This window comes from Nocardioides sp. CER19, from assembly GCF_029846275.1.
Lineage (GTDB): Bacteria > Actinomycetota > Actinomycetes > Propionibacteriales > Nocardioidaceae > Nocardioides.
This window is the reverse complement of the sequence record NZ_JARVWS010000001.1, coordinates 1,171,125-1,192,655: the sequence shown is the minus strand read 5'-3', so window position 1 is coordinate 1,192,655 and position 21,531 is coordinate 1,171,125. Positions and strand designations below refer to the sequence as shown.

Below are 21,531 nucleotides of genomic sequence, written 5' to 3'. Positions count from 1 at the left end.
TGTCCGAACGGACACTTCTCTCCTGGTTTTCTTAACTCCTAGCCCGGCCGGCGACGGCGTCGAGCTCCCGCGCCCAGTCGGCCATCGCGCGGGACTCCGCCGGCTGTCCGCTCCTGAGGAAGGCCTCCGCCAGCGTCGTCAGCGCGGCGGCGAACGGGGCGGTCATGGTCGCCGGGTCGTCCTCGTAGAGGCGCTCGCGGATCTCGGCCGCCTCGGTCGCGGCCGCGACGGCTTCGGCGAACCGCTCGATCCCGAGCTGCGCCGCGGTGAGGTGGCTGAGCGCCAGGGCGAGCTGCGGTTCGCGAGCCGGGTCGGGCGAGGAGGCGCGCAGTGCGTCGACCGCCCCCGCATACGCCTCGGCCGCCTCGCGCGGCCACCCGCACTGCAGCAGCATGTTGCCGCGGTTCAGGAGGGTGAGCCCGACGCCGTCCGGGTGCCGGCCCGGCGCCACGACCTCGAGCTCGCGAAAGACCTGAAGCGCCTCGCCGTTGGCGACCAGGGCAGCGTCCGGCTCGCCCGCGCGAGCGTGGCTGACCGAGAGCTTGAAGAGGCCGCTGGCCAGCAGGGACAGCGGGCCTGCGGCGAGCTGCGGGTGCGCGGCGGCGTCGTGCGGCAGGCTCCGCCGCAGCACCACGGCCTCGCGAGCGCTCGCCACCTGCTCGGCGACCTCGCCCAGCTCGCGGTGGCAGTCGGCGCGGAGGGCGAGCGACGAGGCGAGCGCGCGCCGGACGTGGGGGCGCTCCGGGTCGAGCCGGCGCAGGACGCGGACCGCCTCGTCCACGACGGGCAGCGCGTCGGCCTTGCGGTCGAGGAGGCCGAGCACGGCCGCGAGCGACCTGAGCGCGCCGACCAGCTCGGACCCGTCGTCCAGGGGCAGCGCCCGCGCGAGGTCGACCGCCTCCTCGGCCGCCGCCAGCGCCTCCTGGTCGTGCTGGGCGCGGGCCAGCATCGTCGCCTCGCCGCGCAGGGCCCGGGGCAGCGCTGCCGCCTCACCGGGGTCCGAGCCGTCGAGTCGCCGGGCCACGGCGGTGGCCGAGCGGGCGGCGGCGAGCGCCTCGACCGGCCGGCCGAGGGTCGTGAGCTGAGCGGCGCGGAAGCTCTGCGCGGCGCTGAGCAGCAGCGGTTCGGCGGCGGGGTCGACGAGCACCTGCTCCACGAGCCGGAGCGCCGTCCGGGCGTCGCCCGCGCCCGCCCGCAGGCCGGCCTGGAGGAACAGCGCGACGCTGCGCGGCAGCGGCTCGGGCCGCGGCGAGGACGACAGCCTCGTCGCGTACCACTCCCACAGGCTGCCGGAGCCGGGATCCGTCACGGGGCCGAGCGTAGGGAGACACCCGCCGGGGCCGCAGCAGAATCAGCGAGAGCCGTGCCGACCGTCGCCCCGGAACAGGCCCCCGGAACAAGCCCCGGGATCAGACCCCCGAACGGGGTTCCGGAGACGGCGAGGCCGCGGCCCGCAGCGTGCTGCGGACCGCGGCCACCGGTCGTCAGAACGAGGCGAGCGCCTCGTTGAGCGTCGCGGAGGGACGCATGACCGCCGAGGTCTTCTCGGCGTCCGGGAAGTAGTAGCCGCCGATGTCGGCCGGCTTGCCCTGAACGGCGAGGAGCTCCTCGACGATCGTCGACTCCGCGGCGGCGAGCTTGTCCGCGAGCGGCTTGAAGGCCGCGGCGAGGTCGGCGTCGTCGGTCTGGTTCGCCAGCTCCTGGGCCCAGTAGAGCGCCAGGTAGAAGTGCGAGCCGCGGTTGTCGATGGTGCCGAGCTTGCGACCCGGGGAGCGGTCGTTCTCCAGGAACGTTCCGGTGGCCCGGTCCAAGGTCGCGGCGAGCACCTTGGCGGCCGGTGCACCGGCCTGGTCGGCGTACAGCTCGAGCGACGGGGCGAGCGCGAAGAACTCACCGAGGCTGTCCCAGCGCAGGTAGTCCTCCTCGATCAGCTGCTGCACGTGCTTCGGCGCCGAGCCGCCCGCGCCCGTCTCGAAGAGGCCGCCGCCGGCGATGAGCGGGACGATCGACAGCATCTTGGCCGACGTGCCGACCTCGAGGATCGGGAAGAGGTCGGTGTTGTAGTCGCGCAGCACGTTGCCCGTGACGGAGATGGTGTCCTCGCCGCGGCGCATCCGCTCGAGGGAGTACGCCGTCGCGAGCGTGGGCGCCAGGATCTTGATGTCCAGCCCGTCGGTGTCGTGCTCGGGCAGGTAGGCCGCGACCTTCCTGATGAGCTCGGCGTCGTGGGCGCGGGTCTCGTCCAGCCAGAAGATCGCCGGCGTCTGGGAGGCGCGGGCGCGGTTGACGGCCAGCTTGACCCAGTCGCGGATCGGGACGTCCTTGGTCTGGCAGGCACGCCAGATGTCACCGGCCTCGACGTCGTGCTCGATGAGCACGTCGCCGTTGGAGCCGACGATGCGGACGGTGCCGGCCGCGGGCATCTCGAAGGTCTTGTCGTGCGAGCCGTACTCCTCGGCCGCCTGCGCCATCAGGCCGACGTTGGGGACCGTGCCGATGGTGGCCGGGTCGAGCGGGCCGTGCTCGATGGTGTCCTCGATGACGGTCTGGTAGACGCCGGCGTAGGACGAGTCCGGGATGACGGCAAGCGTGTCGTCCTCGCTGCCGTCGGCGCCCCACAGCTTGCCGCCGTTGCGGATGAGGGCAGGCATCGACGCGTCGACGATGACGTCGGACGGGACGTGCAGGTTCGTGATGCCCTTGTCGGAGTTGACGTAGGAGAGGCGTGGGCCGTTCGCCAGCGCCGCGTCGAAGGCGGCGCGGATCTCGGCGCCGTTGGGCAGCGCGTCGAGCCCGGAGAGGATCGCGCCGAGGCCGTCGTTGGCCGAGAGACCGGCCGCGGCCAGGTCGGCGCCGTACTGCTCGAAGACGTCGTGGAAGTAGGCCCTCACCACGTGGCCGAAGACGATCGGGTCGGAGACCTTCATCATCGTGGCCTTGAGGTGGACCGAGAAGAGCACGTCGTCGGCCTTGGCCTTGGCGAGCGCGTTGCGCAGGAAGGCGTTGAGGTTCGCGACGTCCATCTTGGTGGCGTCGACGATCTCGCCCGCGAGGACCTTCAGGCCGTCCTTGAGCGTGATCGTGTTGCCGCTCTCCGTCTCGAGGACGATGGAGAGGGTGTCGTCGGCTGCGACGGTCACCGACTTCTCGTTGGAGCGGAAGTCGTGCTCGCCCATGGTGGCGACGGCGGTCTTGGACCCGTCGGCGAACGGCTTGTTGCGGTGCGGGTGTGCCTTCGCGTAGTTCTTCACCGAGAGCGGCGCGCGGCGGTCGGAGTTGCCCTCGCGCAGCACCGGGTTGACGGCGGAGCCCTTGACCTTGTCGAACTTGGCCCGGATCTCCTTCTCCGCAGGCGTCTGCGGGTCGTCCGGGTAGTCCGGCACCGCGTGGCCCTGCGCCTGCAGCTCCTTGATCGCGGCCTTGAGCTGCGGGATCGAGGCGGAGATGTTGGGCAGCTTGATGATGTTGGCGTCCGGGGTCTTCGCCAGCTCGCCGAGCTCGGTGAGCGCGTCGTCGGCCAGGCCGAACTGCGCCAGGATGCGCGCCGCCACCGAGATGTCGCGGGTCTCCACCTCCACGCCCGCCTTGGCGGCGTACGCCTGCACGATGGGCAGGAACGAGTACGTCGCGAGCAGCGGCGCCTCGTCGGTGTGGGTGTAGATGATCTTGGCCATAAGAGGCGTCACTCCTGGAACTGGGAGAAGATTGCTTGACGTCAAGATACCTGACGTCGCCCTCACGGCCACCTTCGCACCCGCACGGCTACCGGCGGAAGGCGACGCCTGGGTCTAGAGTCCCGAGCATGCAGACGTCGGATCAGGTACAGAAGCTCGCTGCCGAGGCCCTCGGCACCTTCATCCTCGTCGTGGTCGGCTGCGGCGCGGCGATCTCCACCGGTGGCGACGTGCCGCCCACCGGACTCGCCTTCGGCATCGCCGTGCTCATCGGCGTCTACGCGTTCGGCCGGGTCTCGGGCGGTCACTTCAACCCCGCGGTCACGGTCGGGGCCGCCATCGGCGGGCGCTTCCCGTGGCGGCAGGTCCCGCTCTACGTCGCGGCGCAGGTCGTCGCCGCCATCGTCGCGGCCCTCGTCCTGTTCGTCTCCTTCCAAGGAGTGCCGAACTTCGACGCCACCGGCCACATGGGCCAGAACGGGTACGGCGACCACTCGGCCTCCCACTTCGCCTGGTGGGCGGCGTTCCTGGTCGAGCTCGTCTTCACGGCGATCTTCGTCATCGTCATCCTCGGCGTCACCGACGAGCGCAACGAGCACCCCGGCCTCGCGCCCCTCGCGATCGGCCTCGCGCTGGCCGGCATCCACTTCGTGCTCATCCCGCTCACCGGGACCTCGGTGAACCCCGCCCGCTCGATCGGCCCGGCGCTGTTCGCCGGCGGCTCCTACATCGTCCAGCTCTGGCTCTTCATCCTCGCCCCGCTCGTCGGCGGCGTGGTCGGCGGCCTCGTCTACCCGGTCCTCTTCGGCCACGCCACGGAGCCGGTCGCCGGCTCGGGCATGCGCTGGGGCGCCCGCGCCCGTGCCGGTGCCGGTGCGATCCCTGGCGCCGTCCCCGGCTACGGAGCACCGGACTCGTTCCAGCAGCAGTGGAACCAGGACGACGACGCGACCGGCGTACCCGGTGTCACCGCCCCGAGCGAGACGACGACCCGCATGCCCACGGGCGGCGCGGCGGAGCCGGCCGCCCAGCCGCGGATCATCCAGGACGGCTGGGAGTGGGACTACGCCGCACAGCAGTGGAAGCCGCTGCAGGAGCCCCCGACCGAGGAGTCCTGACCGGCCGCCAGGCTCCTAGGACCGGAGGATCCGCGACCAGCCGTACTCGCGGGCGATCGTCCGCCAGTAGGCCGCGGTCTTCGAGGCGTTCGTCGCGGCCGGCGCCGAGAGACTGGCGGGCAGGCGCGGGTGACACGACGTGCCCGCGCAGTAGCGCAGCTCCGCCACCGCCGCCTGGAGCGCGCTGACCACGCCCGCGTTGGCGCGCATCCAGCCGGCGTTCTTCGCGAGGTTCGACCACTGCTTCGGGTCGTTCCAGAGGTCGTAGATCTCGATCTCGCTGTCGCGGTAGCGGACGTAGACGTAGCGGCTGGTCCTGACCCCGACACTGTCGCGCGGGTCGACCCCGGCGGCGACCGTGTCGCTCTCGCGCTTGTCGACGGGGACGCCGAGGACGCGGTCGCCGTCGCCCGCGGACGAGCCGCCCGGGTTGTTGCCGACGGCCTCGTAGGGCACGGCCTCGGTCCAGCCGGCGTCACGGCCGCGCAGGACCGCCACCATGGACTTGCCGTCGGGCGTGTGCGGCACCCGCGCGCCGGCGAGGTCGACCAGCGTGTGAGTCAGGTCGACGACGTCCATCGGGTCGAAGCGGTCCTGGCCGCCGAACAGGCCCGTGTGGCTGCCGCCGCGCATGCCCGGACCCGTGATGAGGATCGGCACCCGGAGCGAGGGCTCGTAGACGTGGATCTTGCCGGTCATCCGGTTGTGCTCGCCCTGGAAGTAGCCGTTGTCGGACCAGAAGACGAAGACGGTCCGGTCCCACTCACCGCTGGCCTTCAGCTGCCGGACGAGGCGTCCGATGTTGCGGTCCATCGCGTAGACGGCCGCGGCGCGGCGCCGGGTGTCCTCGGTCTCGATGGCGCGCTGTCCGGCGTTGAGCGGGCGCAGGCGGGCGAACTGCCCGGGCTTGTCGCTCACGTCCGTCTCGCCGAGCCCTCCGACGGTGATGCCGGCGCCCTTGTGGATGTTCTTGATCGCCGGCAGCCGGTAGACCCGCTTCGGGGCCGCGGGCGTCTGCAGCGTCGTCGTGGACCCGTCGGGGTTCTTGGTGTGGAGCGAGCCCTGCCCGCGGCCGTAGTGCGGCGCCACGTAGTTGACCGACATGAGGAACGGCTGGCCCGTGCGGGCGCGATTGCGGTGGAACCGCTTGGCCATGGTGACCGACTGTCGACCGATGACGTCCGAGGAGTAGGCGCCCTTGCGCGACGCGGTCGGGCGGCCGTTGTCGGAGTAGGCGTAGTGGAAGTAGTTGTAGAGGCCGCCGCAGGCGGGCTTGCAGAAGACGTCGGAGATGGCGCCCTTCCAGTCGTCCCAGCCGTTCGGCACGTAGTACTGCGACTGCACGCGCGGGGCGCGCCGCGCGGGGGCACCCGGGTGCTTGGCCCGCCACCGGAGCTGCGGCGCGAGCGCCGCGTCACGGCCGTAGCCGTTGAGGTACTTGCCCAGGAACCCGGTGTGGTAGCCCGCGCCCTTGAGCGACGTCGCCAGCGTCTGACGGTCGTCGAAGGACCGGTAGCCGTAGGGCGGCTTGGTCGAGTAGACGTGGTGGTTGTGCGGAAGCAGCCCGCTGTAGAACGACGCGCGCGCCGGGCAGCACAGCGGGTACGACGAGAACGCGTTCTGCATCGTGATGCCCTGTGCGGCCACGAGCCGGCGCAGGTGCGGGGCGTAGGCGAGGTCGTCGACGCGCATGTCGTCGGCGAGCACCTCCACGATGTTCGGCTTGGCCGCGAGGCTCGCGCGCGTCGGCGTCGCCAGCGTCGAGACGGACGGGCTCGTCGCCAGGTGCGCGTGGACGTGCTGCGGAGCGTGCGCCGCCGCGACGAGCCCGGCCGTCAGCACCGACGCGGCGAGGGCGACGGCGAGGAGCGGGGCGAGGAGACGAGCAGGGCGTCGTACCCGGCCGAAGGGAGCAAACACATCTGCCAGGGTCCCACGAGGTCGGCCCTCCTGACCAAGTCCGGCCACAACCGCCACCCTCACCGCACCAGCCGGTCGGACTCCCCCGTCGCCGCGTCGACGCGGCTGGCGAGGCCGGTGCCGCGCCGATAGGTCTCCCGGCTGACGCCGCCGGGCGCGAGGGCCGTCGTCACGTCGATCTCGACGGTGTCGGCATCGACCTGGACGACGGTCGCCACGTCCTCCACGACGCCTGCGAGGTATGCCGTCCGGTAGCCGTCGGCCCGGCGCGGCCGGGCGGCCATCGCCAGCCCGGCCTCGGCGCCGCCCTGTCCGGCACGCCAGCCGCCGGTCGGCGCCTCGTGACCGAACCACCACACGTTGCCGTGCCTGTCCTGCGCGTAGTAGTCGGTCGTCACCTCGGCGCCGAGCGTGCTGCGGACCGCCGTCGTCGGCACGCCGTCGACGTCGACGCGCCCGGGCAGCACCTCGACCGTGCGGGTGGCCGCGGGGAGGGTGGGTCTCGTGACGGCGTAGGTGTGGGTCGTGCCCGGCTTCAGCGGGAGCCAGTCGTTGTCGACGGTGCTCGCGAACTCCCCCGGGTCAGGACTGGGCGTCGGGATCGTCAGCCCGTCCACGCCGGCGGGGTCGTAGGACTGCGCGAACGTGCCGCAGCCGGCGGTCAGACAGAGGCAGATCGAGGCGAGCAGGGCGGCGGGGGTCCGTCGTACGAGCACACGTCCAAGGATGCCCTGTTACCTGGTTCACACCTCCGCTACGGTGCTGAGCGTGAGCACTCCCCTCAAGGTGGCGGTCACTGGTGCCGCCGGTCAGATCGGTTACAGCCTGCTCTTCCGCATCGCGTCCGGCGCGCTCGGCGGTGATCGTGAGGTCGAGCTCCGGCTCCTCGAGATCACTCCTGCGCTCAAGGCGCTCGAGGGCGTGGTCATGGAGCTCGACGACTGCGCGTTCCCGCACCTGGCCGGTGTCGAGATCGGCGACGACCCCAAGCAGGTCTTCGACGGCGTCGAGCTGGCCCTCCTCGTCGGCGCCCGACCGCGGAGCGCCGGCATGGAGCGCAAGGACCTGCTGGAGGCCAACGGCGCCATCTTCACCGCGCAGGGCCGCGCCCTCAACGAGGCGGCCGCCGACAACGTGCGGATCCAGGTGACCGGCAACCCGGCCAACACCAACGCCCTCATCACCGCCTCGAACGCCCCGGACATCCCGCGTGACCGCTTCTCGGCGCTGACCCGGCTCGACCACAACCGGGCCCTCGCCCAGCTGTCCCGCAAGACGGGCGTCCCGGCCCACGACATCCACCGGATGACGATCTGGGGCAACCACTCGGCGACGCAGTACCCCGACCTCTTCCACGCCCTGGTCGCCGGCCGCCCCGCGACCGAGCTCGTCGAGCGGGACTGGATCGAGAACGACTTCATCCCCACCGTCGCCAAGCGCGGCACGGCGATCATCGAGGCGCGCGGCCTCTCGTCCGCCGCGTCCGCGGCGTCGGCCACCATCGATGCCGCCCGCAACTGGCTCTTCGGTACGCCGGCCGACGACTGGGAGTCGATGGGCGTCGTGTCCGACGGCTCCTACGGCGTCCCCGAGGGTCTGGTGTCGTCCTTCCCCGTCACCACCGACGGCGGCAGCTGGAGCATCGTGCGGGGGCTGGAGATCGACGACTTCTCGCGCAGCCGGATCGACGCCTCTGTCGCCGAGCTCCAGGAGGAGGCCGACGCCGTCCGCTCGCTCGGGCTCATCTGATCATCGACCGGCGGCGCCGGGGTCAGGCGGTGAGCCGCTCGGTCCCCGGCAGCGTGCCCGCCCGGATCGTGCTGACGACGAGCTCGGGGTCGTCGGGCATGGGGACGTGGCCGACGCCGGCGAGCCGGACGTGCCGCGCGTGCGGCAACAGCGTCGTCGCCCGCCCGGCCTGGTAGGGCAGCAGCACGAGGTCCCGCTCGCCCCACGCGACCGTCGTCGGCACGGGGGCGGCGGCCGTGTCGGAGGCGGCGTAGCAGTAGGCCGCCGCGAACAGCCTCCCGATGGTGCGCCGGGCGCGCAGCAGATTGGCGAAGTCGCCACGGGCGAGGTCCGGATCGATCGAGGCCGGGTGCGCGTGCAGCCAGCCGAACATGGCCGCGCGACCGGCGCGGGTGCGGAGCAGCGGGCCGGCGACCGGCCGGGTCGCGCGCGCCGTCGCCAGGACGGCGCCGAAGAGCGCGCGGACGTAGAGGAAGTCGCGGGGGCCGCCCCAGAACCCCGCAGGCGACAGTGCGGTCACGGTCCGGGCCATCCCGTCCTGGGCGGCCTCGAGGGCGATGAGCCCGCCCAGCGAGTTCCCGACGACGTGGGGGCGGTCGACGCCCAGCTCGGCGAAGGTCTCCGCGAGGGTCTGGCGCAGGGCGTCCTTGACCGGGAGCGACGGGTCGAGGGTGTCGGCGCTCTCGCCATGACCCGGGAGGTCGATCGCGATGACGTCGTAGTCGTGGGCCAGACGGTCGAGGACCGGGTACCACGCCTGCCGGCGGTGGCCGATCCCGTGGATGAGCACCAGCGGCTCGCCGCTACCGGTCCGTTCGTACGCGAGCACCATGCAGAACCCCCTGGGGCCGTGGGGACACCGGGCGTGTCCGGCGTTACACGTTACACGGTGTCACAGACACTTCGCGACGGTGAGCAGAGCCCGCTGAGCCGTCAGACCGGCTGGCTGGGGATGGTGCTGGCGAGCACCCAGAGGGCGACGCCGGCGACCGCGAGGAGCGAGCAGTCGAGGGCGCGGTGGCGGACGGCGAGCATCCCGGCGTCGCGGGTGGGCAGCACCAGGCGCAGCAGCGCCGCCGCGACGAGCGCGCCCGCGATCAGGTGCACGCCCCCGCGCCAGTGGCCGGCCGCCGTGACGGCCAGGCCGAGCCCGACCACGGCGAGGATGCCGAGATAGAACGCACCGCCGAGCGTGGACGGGTAGCGGCGCTCCGCCCCGTCGACGCGCGTCGGCTCCTGGACGCCGGCAGCGACGAGCTCGGCCTCGACCTCCTCCGGGGAGGGGACGCCACCCGGCTCCGCCGGGGACTCCTCGCTCTCGTGCACGACCGTCACGCCAGACCCTTCGCCGTCGTCTCCGCCGCGACCTTCTCGGCGTTGATCACGATGTTGGAGAGCAGCATGGCACGGGTCATGGGCCCCACCCCGCCGGGGTTGGGCGACACCCAGCCGGCGACGTCCCAGACGTCGGGGGCGAGGTCACCGGCGAGCTTCCCGTCGACCCGGCTGACGCCGACGTCGAGGAGCGCGGCACCCGGCTTGACCATGTCGCCGGTGATGATGCCCGGGACACCCGCGGCCGCCACGACGATGTCGGCCCGGCGGGTGTGGGCGGCGAGGTCGCGCGTGCCGGTGTGGCAGAGCGTGACGGTCGAGTTCTCCGAGCGGCGCGTCAGCAGCAGGCCGAGCGGACGGCCCACCGTCACGCCCCGACCGACGACGACGACCTCGGCGCCGTTGAGCTCGACGCCGTGGCGGCGGAGCAGCTCGACGATGCCGTACGGCGTGCACGGCAGCGGAGCCGGCTCGCCGAGGACCAGCCACCCGAGGTTGGTCGGGTGCAGCCCGTCGGCGTCCTTGGACGGGTCGATGAGGCCGAGGACGCGGTTCTCGTCGATGCCCTTCGGGAGCGGCAGCTGCACGATGTAGCCGGTGCACGCGGGGTCCGCGTTGAGGGTGCGGACCGCCTCCTCGATCTCCTCCTGGGTCGCGGTGTCCGGGAGGTCGATGCGGATCGACTCGATGCCGACCTCCGCGCAGTCCTTGTGCTTGCCGTTGACGTACCACCGGGACCCGGGGTCGTCGCCGACGAGGATCGTGCCCAGGCCGGGTCGGACGCCCGCCTGGATCAGGGCCGCCACGCGGAGCCGGAGCTCCTCCTTGATGGCGGCGGCGGTCTGGGTGCCGTCGAGCTTCTGGGCAGTCACGGCCCTAGTTTCCCCGACCCGGGCGGAAAAGCCGAAGACGGGCCGGACTCGCGCGTCAGACCCCTCCCGCCACACCGGTGCCCAGGACTATCGTCCTGACGGGAGGGGCTCGCAAGGGCGACGACTACGTCAGATGGGCGAGAAACATGGGGGCAAGGTTTCGGCGCTTCGTCGTCGCCGCTTCGGTGGTGGCGACCGGCGCACTGGGTGCGTCCGCGATCGAGGTGGTTCCGGCCGGCGGTCCAGCGGCCGTAGCGGCGCAGGCGGCCGCGCCGTCGGCGCTGCTGGCGCCGTTGCCGGGCTGGCGGCCGTCGCTCAGGCCGATGTTCAACGACCCGGGCCGCCGGGGATCTCGCGTGATCCTGCGCCGGATCCTCCAGGCGATCCGGCACACGCCCCGCGGCGAGACGATCCGGATCGCGACGTACTCGCTCGATCGCCCCGAGGTGACCTACGCCCTGCGCCAGGCGCGGCGCCGCGGGGCGCACGTGCAGGTGATCGTCAACAAGCGCACCTCGTCGGGGCTCGTCTTCGCCCTGCAGCGTGCGTTCGGCAAGAACCCGCACCGCGCCAACTTCGTCGTCACCTGCCCCGGCCGCTGCCGGGGCCCCGGCGACGGTGGCAACCAGCACATCAAGATCGCCAGCTTCACCCGCACCGGCGGCGCCCGCGACGTCATCATCGGCAGCTCGGGCAACCTGACGTCGAAGGCCACCTACCGGCAGTGGAACGACTCGTGGGCGATCGCCTACGACCCGAAGGTCTTCAACGCCTGGGTCGGCTTCTTCGACCAGATGAAGATCCAGCGGCAGCGCGGGCCGCGCGGCTTCCTGACCACGAGCCAGCCGGGCGTGAAGCACGCCTACTCGCTGTGGCTGCAGCGGACCCCCGCGACCGCGTCAGCCGTCCAGGCCCCCGTCGCACGCGCCGGCCACGACCCGGTCGTGCAGCGGATCAACGACGTCGGCTGCCGCACCCGTCGCGGCTACGGCACCGCCGACGGTCGAACCATCGTGCGGATCACCGAGTACGCCGTCTTCAAGAGCCGCGGCGTCCGGGTCGCGAACGCCATCGCCGGACTGAAGCGCCGCGGCTGCGACGTGATGGTCATCGGCAGCGTCTTCAGCCGCCCGGTGATCGGGATCCTGCGCCGGGCCGGGGTGCCGCTGCGGATGGGCGACTGGCGCTTCGCCAACCGCAACCCGGCGGAGGAGGACGGTCTCAGCGGCTGGGGCCCGCGGTTCTACGTCCACTTCAAGGAGATGGCCGTCAACGGCTCGTTCCGCGGACAGCCGACGAAGTCGGTGTGGACCGGCTCGGAGAACTGGAGCCCCATCTCGTTCGCCAACGAGGAGGTCGTCGTCCGGTTCACCGACCCGGCCTACTACACCGCCTACACCCGCCAGTTCCGCAACCTCTGGCGGGGCAGGGCCACCCACCGCCCGGGCATCGACCCGACGGGCGGCCCGCCCCGGTAGCCGTACGCCGGGGCCCGCGCCCTCCTAGTGGAAGAAGTGGCGGGTCCCGGTGAAGTACATCGTCACGCCGGCCGCCTTGCAGGCCTCGACGGTCAGCTCGTCGCGGACCGAGCCGCCCGGCTGGACGATCGCGGTGACGCCGGCGTCGAGGAGGATCTGCGGGCCGTCCTCGAACGGGAAGAACGCGTCGGACGCGGCCACCGCGCCCCGGGCCCGCTCCGCACCCTCGACGAGGGTGTTGGCGCGCTCGACGGCCAGCCGGCAGGAGTCCACCCGGTTGACCTGGCCCATGCCGATGCCGACGCTCGCGCCGTCGCGGGCCAGCAGGATCGCGTTGGACTTCGCGGCGCGGCAGGCCTTCCAGGCGAAGGCGAGGTCGGCGAGGGTCCGCTCGTCGGCCGCCTCACCGGTGGCCAGGGTCCAGGTCGACGGGTCGTCGCCGGGCGCGTCGACGTGGTCGACGGTCTGCATCAGCAGCCCACCGGAGATCGGACGGGTCTCGACGGGCGAGCCACCGTCGGTCGGAGCGACCAGGATCCGGATGTTCTTCTTGCGTGTGAGGATCTCGACCGCGCCGTCCTCGTAGGCCGGGGCGACGATGACCTCGGTGAAGACCTCGGCGACCTGGCGGGCCATCTCGACGCTCACCGGACGGTTCGCCGCGATCACGCCGCCGAACGCGCTGACCGGGTCGCACTCGTGGGCACGGCGGTGCGCCTCGGCGATGTCGTCCCCGACCGCGATGCCGCACGGGTTGGCGTGCTTGATGATCGCGACCGCCGGCTCCGCGAAGTCGTTGGCGGCGCGGCGGGCGGCGTCGGTGTCGACGTAGTTGTTGTAGGACATCTCCTTGCCGTGCAGCTGCTCGGCCTGGGCGAGCCCGGCCGGGCCGAAGCCGTTGAGGTAGAGCGCTGCCTTCTGGTGCGGGTTCTCGCCGTAGCGCAGCACCGTCGCCTTGTCGTAGGTGCCGCCGATCCAGGCGGGGAAGCCGGTCCCCTCGCTGCTGTCGGTCAGGACGGAGCCCATCCAGGAGGCCACGTGGACGTCGTAGGTCGCCGTGTGCACGAACGCCTTGGCGGCCAGCGCCTTGCGCTCCTCGTAGGTGAAGCCGCCGCCCTGGGCCGCCTCGAGGGCCCGGCCGTAGTCGGCGCCGTCGGTGATGATCGCGACGCTCGGGTGGTTCTTCGCGGCGGCGCGGACCATCGAGGGGCCGCCGATGTCGATCTTCTCGATGATCTCCTCGGGCGTGCCCCCGCCGGCGACCGTCTCGACGAACGGGTAGAGGTTGACGACGACGAGGTCGAACGGCTCCACGCCGAGGTCGGCGAGCTGCTGCTCGTGGCTCTCGAGACGCCGGTCGGCGAGGATCCCGGCGTGGACGCGCGGGTGCAGCGTCTTCACGCGGCCGTCGAGGCACTCGGGGAAGCCGGTGAGGTCCTCCACCCTGGTGACCGGGAGGCCCAGGTCGGCGATCAGCTTCGCGGAGCCGCCCGTCGAGACGAGCTCGACGCCGGCCTCGTGCAGCCCCGTGACCAGCCCGTCGAGGCCGGTCTTGTCGAACACGGACACCAGGGCCCGCTTGATCGCGATCTTGTCCTGCTGGCCAGCCACAGCGGCTCACTCCTCATCGGTCGTCTGCTTCGACGAGGGGGCACCCAGGCGGTCGATGCCTACTCACACACTCCCCGGTGGTCGCCCACCCGCGCCAGTCGTGTGCGTTCATCGTAGGGATTCAGGCCCCTCCGATGCGAACCCGGCGGCCCTCGACGCTGAAGCCCTCCCGCGCGATCCGGCCGACGCTGTCGACGAGCATCGCCCGCTCGGCGACCTTGATCCGCTCGTGCAGCGTCTCGGTCGTGTCGTCGTCCTCGACCGGCACCGCCCGCTGGGCGACGATGACGCCGGTGTCGATCCCGGGGTCGACGACGAAGAGGGTGCAGCCGGTGACCTTCACGCCGTAGGCCAGCGCGTCAGCCGGGCCGTGGGTGCCGGGGAAGGACGGTGACAGGGCGGGGTGGGTGTTGAGCGTCCGGCCGCCGAAGCGGGCGAGGAACGTCGGTCCGACCAGCTTCATGAACCCGGCGAGCACGACCAGGCCAGGCTCGTGCTCGGCCACGGCCTCGGTCAGTGCGGCGTCCCACTCGGCGCGGGTGGCGTGGTCCTTGAGCCGGCGCACGAAGGTCGGGACGCCGGCCCGCTCCGCCCGCTCGAGCGCCAGGATGCCGTCACGGTCGGCGCCGACGGCGACGACCTCGGCGCCGTACGCCGGGTCGGCGCACGCGTCGAGGAGCGCTTGCAGGTTGCTGCCGGAGCCGGAGACGAGGACGACCAGTCGCACGGGCGGCGATCCTACTGGGCGTGCTCCGAACGGCGCTGCCGCCAGGTCATCGCGAGCCCGGCCAGCAGACCGCCGGCGCCGAAGGCCAGCACGGCGCGCACGCAGGCGTCCAACGCGTACGGCGCCACGTCGGCCATCCGGCCCGGCCCGACCGCGCCGCCGGCGAACCCGGCGAGGATGCCGAAGGCGAGCCCGGCGCAGACGCCGCCGGCCAGGCCCCGGATGGCGCCCTCGTCCCACCGGGTGGTCGGGTGCCGCCGCTGGGCGCGAACGGCGCCGAGCGCGGCCGCGAGCGGGGCGAGCAGCACCAGCCAGGGAGCCCAGGCCGGCGCCGGGCCGGCGTCGGGGAGAGCGGCGAGCAGGGGGAACATCGGCATCGGCCCGAGCACGACCGCGTGCGGGCTGACCAGCGTCCCGACGCCGACGGTGAAGCCGGGGCCGAGGAGGTAGGAGCCGGAGAAGAGGGTGGCGTTGGGCAGCACGGTGGCGGTCAGCAGCGTGTAGAGCACGCTCTCGCCGGCGCCCGTGTGCAGCTGCGACATCACGTTGGCCGCCGTGCTGAAGTCGACGGCGAGGCTTCCGAGCAGCACCACGAGGCTGACGGCCAGCCAGCCGAGCAGCGTGAACCGGGCGGCGGTCGCCGCGGCGCGGATGGTCGGCGGCAGCCAGGCGACGGCGATCGCGGCGCGGCCGGATCCCACGGCGATGCCGGTGCCGCCCACCGCGACCGACAGCAGGATCGCCCAGAACGTCGCCCGCGGGACGCTGGGCGCGGTCGCCGCGGTGCCGGCCACCGAGGCGGTCACGATCGTGGTGACGACGTACCCGAGGGTGAACAGGCCGGTCGCCAGGGGAACCGTCCAGTCCCGCTCACCGTCACCGATCCGGTCCGCGTCGGGCCCGTGGCCGGAGATGGAGTCGCCGACCCGGTTGCCGATGCGCCACAGCGCCCACCCGACGACGAGGGTCAGGCCGAGGGGTACGACGGTGACGGCCGTGCCGCTCACGTGCACGCCGGAGCCGTGGGCCATCAGCCAGGCCAGGGCGCCGGTCCGCAGCGCGTCGCGCGGCGCGCCGTGCGCCCCCGCGTCGGTGAGGAACCAGCCGACGACGCCGACCGCGAGGCAGACGACGAGCGTCGCCGCGGCCGCCCCGATGCCGCCCAGGGTCGCGACGACGACCAGCGGCCGACGGTGGCGCAGGTCGGCGCTGACCTGGTCCGAGGTGCGGGCCGGTGGCGAGAGCAGAGAAGACATCCCGACCATCTTCACCGCGCGGGTCGGCCCGGCTCGGGCGGCGCGCCGGAGCTGGTCCGGATCGCGCGAGGATCCGCCGTGACCTGGAACCGGCGGGTAGCCTGTCGATGCTCATGAGGAAGAAGCCAGACCCCGACGCGTTCGAGACGTTCTACAAGGACGTCCGCGGCCGCCTCCTCCTCCAGACCTGGTCACTGACCGGCGACCTGCCCGCCGCCCAGAAGGCCGTGCGCGACGCGCTCGTCATCGGCTGGCACCACTGGCGCAAGATCAGCCGGTTGGAGGACCCGGAGAGCTTCGTCCGGCCGCAGGCCTGGTCGCACGCCCTGCGCCGGCACACGGCCCGGCCCTTCCACCGCGAGCGGGGCTTCGACGAGGGCATCCGCGCCACGCTCGCGTCGCTGGCGAAGCTGCCGACCATGCAGCGGAAGGTGCTGCTTCTCGCGCACCTCACCACGCTGCCGCTCGACCAGCTCGCGCGCGAGGCCGGGATCACCCAGGCCCGGGCTGAGCAGGAGCTGCAGGCGGCCACCGCCGCCTTCGCCCTGTCGCGCGACGTGCCGACGACGAGCATCCTCAGCCTCTTCGAGCCCATGGCCGCCGAGCTGCGCGACCTGCGCTGGCCGCGAGCGTCCATCATCACCCGCGCCGGCGCGGCGCGACGCCGGATGCACACCGCCGTCGGTGGCGCGGTCGCACTGGCCGCCTTCGTGGGCTCCGGGCTGCTGGTGACCGACGCGGACGGCGTACGGCCGAAGCTGAGCGCACTCAGCCTGCACACCACCCCGGCTCCCCCCGGCCCCGCGGCGGGCTACCCACTCACGACCGACGACCTCATCAGCCCGGCCCAAGCGCGTGCCGCGCTCGGCGGGGTGTGGACCACCGAGATGACGTCGGACAACACCGACGGCGACGGGCTGGTCCTCCCCTGCCAGCAGCAGCGGTTCGCGGACAGCGCGTCCCGGGCCGCGCTGATGCGCACGCTCGTGTCCGGCGACACCCTCTCCGTCGGACAGTCGACCGAGGTGTCGGCGACACCGGCCGCGGCGCACGCGGCCTACGCCGCCTCGCTCGCGTGGTACGCCGGCTGCCGCGAGTCGCGGCTCCAGCTGATCTCGACCCGCCAGGTCACCGGCATCGGCGACGAGGCGACCCTCGTCGAGCTGCACGACTGGAACGACCCGGAGCGCTCGGTCGTGGCCAGCATCGCCCGGACCGGCGTACTGACCACCACCGTCGTCAGCGCCCAGCCGACCCCTGACAAGCAGCCGCTCCGCACCAACACCGGCCTGCTCGGCCAGGCGGTCGGGCAGCTGTGCCGGCTCCCCGACGGCGGCGCGTGCGCCGGTCGCTCGGCGCTGCGCGAGGTCGCCCCGATCCCCGTCGGCGAGCACCCGGCCATGCTCGACCTGGTGGACCTGCCCCCGGTCGCCGGCGTCGCGCAGGGCTGGATGGCGACCGCCCCGAAGGCCGCCGCGACGAACCCGGCGGCGACCCGCTGCGACCAGACGGTCTTCCACCGCAAGGGGGCGACGGCCGACCTCACCCGGTCCTTCGTCATCCCGTCGGCGAAGCTGCCGCCGCAGTTCGGCCTCACCGAGACCGTCGGGTCATTCGGCACCGCCAAGGCCGCCGCCCGGGTCGTCGCCGGCACCCGGACCGCCCTCGCCGCCTGCCCCAAGAAGGACCTCGGCACCAAGGTCAGCCAGATCGAGAACACCGTGACGCCCGCGCGCGAGCTCACTGCCTGGCGGCTGCGGATCGAGATCTCCGACAAGTCGTCGGTCACGTTCCTCATGGCGATCATCCGCGAGGGCGACAACGTGGCCCAGGTCGGCTTCGTGCCCTCCGGCTCGGCCACCATCTCCGACGACGCCTTCGACGCGCTCACCCACCGCGCCGCCGAGCGGCTGCGCCGCCTCGGCTGAGCGGCGCCTCCACCGCGAAGACGTCAGACGCCCCGGCTGCCGAAGCAGCCGGGGCGTCTGGGTCGTGGTCGCGACGGGCTCGACCAGGGAGCCGATCAGAGGCTCTGCAGGATCTCCCGCATGAGCGCCGCAGTCTCGGACGGCGTCTTGCCGACCCTGACGCCGACAGCCTCGAGCGCGTCCTTCTTCGCCTGGGCGGTGCCGGCCGAGCCGGACACGATCGCACCGGCGTGGCCCATCGTCTTGCCCTCGGGAGCGGTGAAGCCCGCGACGTACCCGACGACGGGCTTGGTGATGTGCTCCTTGATGTAGGCGGCCGCACGCTCCTCGGCGTCGCCGCCGATCTCGCCGATCATCACGATCGCCTTGGTCTCCGGGTCGTCCTCGAAGGCCTGCAGCGCGTCGATGTGCGTCGTGCCGACGATCGGGTCGCCGCCGATGCCGATGGCGGTCGAGAAGCCGAAGTCACGCAGCTCGTACATCATCTGGTAGGTCAGGGTGCCGGACTTCGACACCAGGCCGACCGGGCCCTTGCCGGTGATCGTGTGCGGCGTGATGCCGGCCAGCGACTCCCCGGGCGTGATGATGCCGGGGCAGTTGGGACCGATCATGCGGGTCGACTTGCCCTGCAGGTAGGACCACACCTCGGCGGTGTCCTGCACCGGCACGCCCTCGGTGATGACGACGAGCAGGCCGATGCCGGCGTCGATCGCCTCCACGCAGGCGTCCTTGGTGAACGCCGGCGGCACGAACACGACGGAGACGTCGGCACCGGTCTCGGCCATCGCCTCCTTGACCGTGCCGAACACCGGCAGGGTGACGTCGTTGCCCTCGTGGTCCTGGTGGGTGACGGTCGTGCCGGCCTTGCGGGCGTTGACGCCGCCGACGATCTGGGCGCCCGAGTCGAGCATCAGAGCGGTGTGCTTCGCACCCATGCCGCCGGTGATGCCCTGGACGATGATCTTGCTGTCCTTGTTGAGGTAGATGCTCACTTGTTTCTCAGTCCTCTTCTTGGCCCGGGCCTCAGGCGTTGGCCAGCTCGGCGGCCTTGTCGGCGCCGCCGTCCATGGTGTCGACAACGGTCACGAGCGGGTGGTTGCGCTCGTTGAGGATCTGGCGGCCGAGCGCGACGTTGTTGCCGTCGAGACGTACGACGAGCGGCTTGCTCGCCTCGTCGCCGAGGATGTCCAGTGCGCCGACGATGCCCTTCGCGACCTCGTCGCAGGCGGTGATGCCGCCGAAGACGTTGACGAAGACGGACGCGACCTGGTCGTCGTTGAGGATGACGTCGAGGCCGTTGGCCATGACCTGCGCGTTGGCGCCGCCGCCGATGTCGAGGAAGTTGGCCGGCTTGACGTTGCCGTGCTTCTCGCCGGCGTACGCGACGACGTCGAGGGTGCTCATGACGAGGCCCGCGCCGTTGCCGATGATGCCGACCTGGCCGTCGAGCTTGACGTAGTTGAGGCCGAGGTCCTTGGCCTTGGACTCGAGCGCGTCGGCCTCCTCGCGGATCTCGAACTCCGCGTGCTCCGGGTGGCGCACCTCGGAGGCGTTGTCGTCGAGCGACACCTTGCCGTCGAGGGCCTCGAGCTTGTCGCCGGCCAGACGGGCCAGCGGGTTGACCTCGACGAGGGTGGCGTCCTCCTCGACGAACGTCTTGTAGAGCGCCTGGATCATCTCCACGGCCTGCTCGAAGACGGCCTCCGGGAACTTGGCCTCGGCGGCGATCTCGCGGGCCTTGGCCTCGTCGACGCCGGTGCCCGGGTCGATGCCGATCTGCTTGACGGCGTCGGGGTTGGTCTTCGCGACCTCCTCGATCTCGACACCACCCTCGACGGACGCGATGCAGAGGTACTGGCGGTTCGAGCGGTCCAGCAGGAAGGAGAAGTAGTACTCCTCCTCCGGCGGGGTCGCCGGCGTGACCAGGACACGGTTGACCGTGAGGCCCTTGATCTCCATGCCGAGGATGTTGCTGGCGTGCTCGAAGGCGTCGTCAGCGGTCTTGGCGATCTTGACGCCGCCAGCCTTGCCGCGGCCACCGGCCTTGACCTGGGCCTTGATGACGGTCACGCCGCCGATCTCCTCGGCCGCAGCCTTCGCCGCCTCGGCGGTCTCGACGACCACGCCGAGGGTGGTCGCGACACCATGCTTGGCGAAGAGCTGCTTCGCCTGGAACTCCATCAGATCCACTGATCCACCAATGCTTCTAGACGTCGTTGATTGTCCGTGGTCGGTCCTACGTCGGAGCCGGGGCGCGCCCGGGTGAGGCCCGGCGGCATCAGGCTCTGGCGGTGGGATGTCCTCGAGGCACACTAGACGTCGCTGCTCGGTAGGACGAGTGCTGGGGCCCTCGAGGTGACGCACGCCATATTGCGCCCGCGGCTTCGGTTTGCCTGGGCCCTACGTCCTGAATCGACCTGATCCCGTTCCCGATCTGGTGCCCTTCTTCCACAATCGACACCCGGTACCGATTTACAGGGGTCCCAGGACTTCCGCTAATGTCGGGCCTCGCCGTCTGAACCCCGAGCAGCGGAGCGATGAAACGTGAGTGACCCCCGAGAGGACATCGTCGGTCGTGACCGACACCCCTCGGAGTCGGTGACCCCGTACGTCGGCAAGCGGGCCCGCCGCGACGTCGCCGCCGACGAGCAGCCGATCCAGCAGGCCCAGCCGACCCAGCCGTACGTCGGCCGCCGTGCCGCCCGCCCCGCCGCCGATGCCGCTCCGGTCGTGCACGTCCCTGCACCCACCACGCCCTACGTCGGCAAGCGCGCCCGCCGCGACGTCGTGGAGACGCCCGCCGAGACGCCGACCATGCCGGTCGTCGAGCAGGTCGTGCCGACGGTGGTGGAGCAGGTCGTCGAGCCGGTCGTGCAGCCCGTCGTACGGCCCGTCATCGAGCCCGCCGTCGCGTTCGTGAAGCCCGTCGTACCGGTCGCCCTGCTCGACGAGCCGCGACCCGCGCCGGAGTGGAACGACTGGAACATCTTCGCCGCGGAGTCCCCCGAGGACACCGGCCAGCTCCCGTTCGCGCTCACCGAGGCCTTCACCGGCAGCCTGCCGCGGATCGACGCCGAGCCGGGCACCGACTTCACGTTCGACACGACCGCGACCCTGCCGAAGGTCACCCCCGGCAAACGGGCGCGCGCGGCTCGTCGCCCGCGCCGCAGCGTCCTGCCGTCGTTGCCGGCTCTGGTCGGCGTGGCCGCGCTCGCCATCGCCGGCTTCGGTGCGCTGACCGGCGGCAAGTCCGACATGGTCCGCGCGGACGCGGCTCAGCTGCGCCAGGCCGGCGCTCTCACCGGCAGCAGCGCCGTCGCGTCCGTCGGACAGCGCGGCGTCGCCGTGAGCCGCGGCGGCGGTCGCAGCGACGCCAACACGGCCGCGCAGGCCCACGAGAGCGCGCTCGCCGCGATCAACAAGAAGGCCTCGGGCTGGGCCAGCGTTCTCAAGAAGAACCAGTGGCAGCTGCCCGTCACGGCCGGCGTCTACCACCTCACCGCGCGCTTCGGCGACTGCGGCCTGTGGGCGCACTGCCACACCGGCCTCGACTTCGCCGCCCCGACCGGCACCCCGATCCACGCCATCTCCAACGGCGTGATCGCCTCGACGACCCCCTACGACGGCGCCTACGGCAACAAGACCGTCGAGACGCTCGAGGACGGCACCGAGCTCTGGTACTGCCACCAGGTCCGGTTCGGCGTCAGCCCGGGCCAGGAGGTCCACGCCGGCGACATCATCGGCTACGTCGGCTCGACCGGTCACGTCACCGGCCCCCACGTCCACGTCGAGGTCCGCCCCGGTGGCGGTGACCCGGTGGACCCCTACCCCGCTCTCGTCGCCCACGGCCTCCAGCCCTGAGC

The 21,531-nt window shown here is 72.3% G+C and carries 17 protein-coding genes and 1 riboswitch; of the genes, 5 read left to right on the top strand and 12 right to left on the bottom strand.

Annotated elements, in window-relative coordinates; translation table 11 throughout:
- Positions 1-31 precede the first annotated feature (31 nt).
- Positions 32-1,309 carry a hypothetical protein gene (locus QDS12_RS05850; RefSeq protein ID WP_279877656.1) on the bottom strand — a complete coding sequence of 426 codons (1,278 nt, stop codon included), beginning with the start codon at positions 1,307-1,309 and terminating at the stop codon, positions 32-34.
- Positions 1,310-1,484: 175 nt separating this feature from the next.
- Complete coding sequence (locus QDS12_RS05845) at positions 1,485-3,674, bottom strand: NADP-dependent isocitrate dehydrogenase (protein ID WP_279877654.1); 2,190 nt, start codon at positions 3,672-3,674, stop codon at positions 1,485-1,487.
- A gap of 128 nt (positions 3,675-3,802) precedes the next feature.
- Here QDS12_RS05845 and QDS12_RS05840 point away from each other — a divergent pair, with 128 nt between their 5' ends.
- Complete coding sequence (locus tag QDS12_RS05840) at positions 3,803-4,792, top strand: MIP family channel protein (RefSeq protein WP_279877653.1); 990 nt, start codon at positions 3,803-3,805, stop codon at positions 4,790-4,792.
- 15 nt (positions 4,793-4,807) lie between these two features.
- Here the strand turns inward: QDS12_RS05840 and QDS12_RS05835 are convergent, their stop codons facing one another.
- Positions 4,808-6,712: a sulfatase-like hydrolase/transferase gene (locus QDS12_RS05835; RefSeq protein WP_279877652.1), complete on the bottom strand. Its 1,905-nt coding sequence runs from the start codon at positions 6,710-6,712 to the stop codon at positions 4,808-4,810.
- Between the two features lie 59 nt (positions 6,713-6,771).
- Positions 6,772-7,428 carry a hypothetical protein gene (locus QDS12_RS05830; RefSeq protein ID WP_279877651.1) on the bottom strand — a complete coding sequence of 219 codons (657 nt, stop codon included), beginning with the start codon at positions 7,426-7,428 and terminating at the stop codon, positions 6,772-6,774.
- Positions 7,429-7,438: 10 nt separating this feature from the next.
- On the opposite strand from QDS12_RS05830, the gene QDS12_RS05825 reads away from it, so the two are divergent.
- Positions 7,439-8,461, top strand: coding sequence for a malate dehydrogenase (locus QDS12_RS05825; protein WP_279877649.1), 1,023 nt, complete (start codon positions 7,439-7,441; stop codon positions 8,459-8,461).
- Positions 8,462-8,483: 22 nt separating this feature from the next.
- Here the strand turns inward: QDS12_RS05825 and QDS12_RS05820 are convergent, their stop codons facing one another.
- The 3 genes from QDS12_RS05820 to QDS12_RS05810 form a co-directional block, all read right to left on the bottom strand.
- Positions 8,484-9,293: an alpha/beta fold hydrolase gene (locus tag QDS12_RS05820; protein ID WP_279877647.1), complete on the bottom strand. Its 810-nt coding sequence runs from the start codon at positions 9,291-9,293 to the stop codon at positions 8,484-8,486.
- 101 nt (positions 9,294-9,394) lie between these two features.
- Positions 9,395-9,796: a DUF3017 domain-containing protein gene (locus QDS12_RS05815; RefSeq protein ID WP_279877645.1), complete on the bottom strand. Its 402-nt coding sequence runs from the start codon at positions 9,794-9,796 to the stop codon at positions 9,395-9,397.
- Complete coding sequence (locus QDS12_RS05810; protein WP_279877644.1) at positions 9,793-10,668, bottom strand: bifunctional methylenetetrahydrofolate dehydrogenase/methenyltetrahydrofolate cyclohydrolase; 876 nt, start codon at positions 10,666-10,668, stop codon at positions 9,793-9,795. Before QDS12_RS05810 ends, QDS12_RS05815 begins: the two co-directional genes overlap by 4 nt.
- Before the next feature lie 146 nt (positions 10,669-10,814).
- Between QDS12_RS05810 and QDS12_RS05805 the strand changes: the two genes are divergently transcribed.
- Positions 10,815-12,146 carry a phospholipase D-like domain-containing protein gene (locus tag QDS12_RS05805; protein WP_279877642.1) on the top strand — a complete coding sequence of 444 codons (1,332 nt, stop codon included), beginning with the start codon at positions 10,815-10,817 and terminating at the stop codon, positions 12,144-12,146.
- Between the two features lie 24 nt (positions 12,147-12,170).
- Here the strand turns inward: QDS12_RS05805 and purH are convergent, their stop codons facing one another.
- From purH to QDS12_RS05790, 3 genes are all read right to left on the bottom strand, one after another.
- Positions 12,171-13,757, bottom strand: a complete 1,587-nt coding sequence (purH, locus tag QDS12_RS05800; protein WP_279877641.1) for a bifunctional phosphoribosylaminoimidazolecarboxamide formyltransferase/IMP cyclohydrolase — start codon at positions 13,755-13,757, stop codon at positions 12,171-12,173.
- 35 nt (positions 13,758-13,792) lie between these two features.
- Positions 13,793-13,869, bottom strand: a riboswitch (ZMP/ZTP riboswitch).
- A gap of 9 nt (positions 13,870-13,878) precedes the next feature.
- Positions 13,879-14,484, bottom strand: coding sequence for a phosphoribosylglycinamide formyltransferase (gene purN, locus QDS12_RS05795; protein ID WP_279877638.1), 606 nt, complete (start codon positions 14,482-14,484; stop codon positions 13,879-13,881).
- Positions 14,485-14,495: 11 nt separating this feature from the next.
- Positions 14,496-15,740 (bottom strand): DUF6350 family protein, encoded by a 1,245-nt coding sequence (locus QDS12_RS05790; protein ID WP_279877637.1) that lies wholly within the window; start codon positions 15,738-15,740, stop codon positions 14,496-14,498.
- Between the two features lie 113 nt (positions 15,741-15,853).
- Here QDS12_RS05790 and QDS12_RS05785 point away from each other — a divergent pair, with 113 nt between their 5' ends.
- Entirely contained in the window at positions 15,854-17,668 is a 1,815-nt protein-coding gene (locus tag QDS12_RS05785) for a hypothetical protein (protein WP_279877636.1), read from the top strand.
- A 95-nt stretch (positions 17,669-17,763) separates the two neighbouring features.
- Here the strand turns inward: QDS12_RS05785 and sucD are convergent, their stop codons facing one another.
- On the bottom strand, positions 17,764-18,660 hold the full coding sequence (gene sucD, locus QDS12_RS05780; RefSeq protein WP_279877635.1) for a succinate--CoA ligase subunit alpha: 897 nt from the start codon (positions 18,658-18,660) through the stop codon (positions 17,764-17,766).
- 31 nt (positions 18,661-18,691) lie between these two features.
- Entirely contained in the window at positions 18,692-19,858 is a 1,167-nt protein-coding gene (gene sucC, locus QDS12_RS05775; RefSeq protein WP_279877634.1) for an ADP-forming succinate--CoA ligase subunit beta, read from the bottom strand.
- A 354-nt stretch (positions 19,859-20,212) separates the two neighbouring features.
- On the opposite strand from sucC, the gene QDS12_RS05770 reads away from it, so the two are divergent.
- Positions 20,213-21,529 (top strand): M23 family metallopeptidase, encoded by a 1,317-nt coding sequence (locus tag QDS12_RS05770; protein WP_279877633.1) that lies wholly within the window; start codon positions 20,213-20,215, stop codon positions 21,527-21,529.
- Positions 21,530-21,531 lie beyond the last annotated feature (2 nt).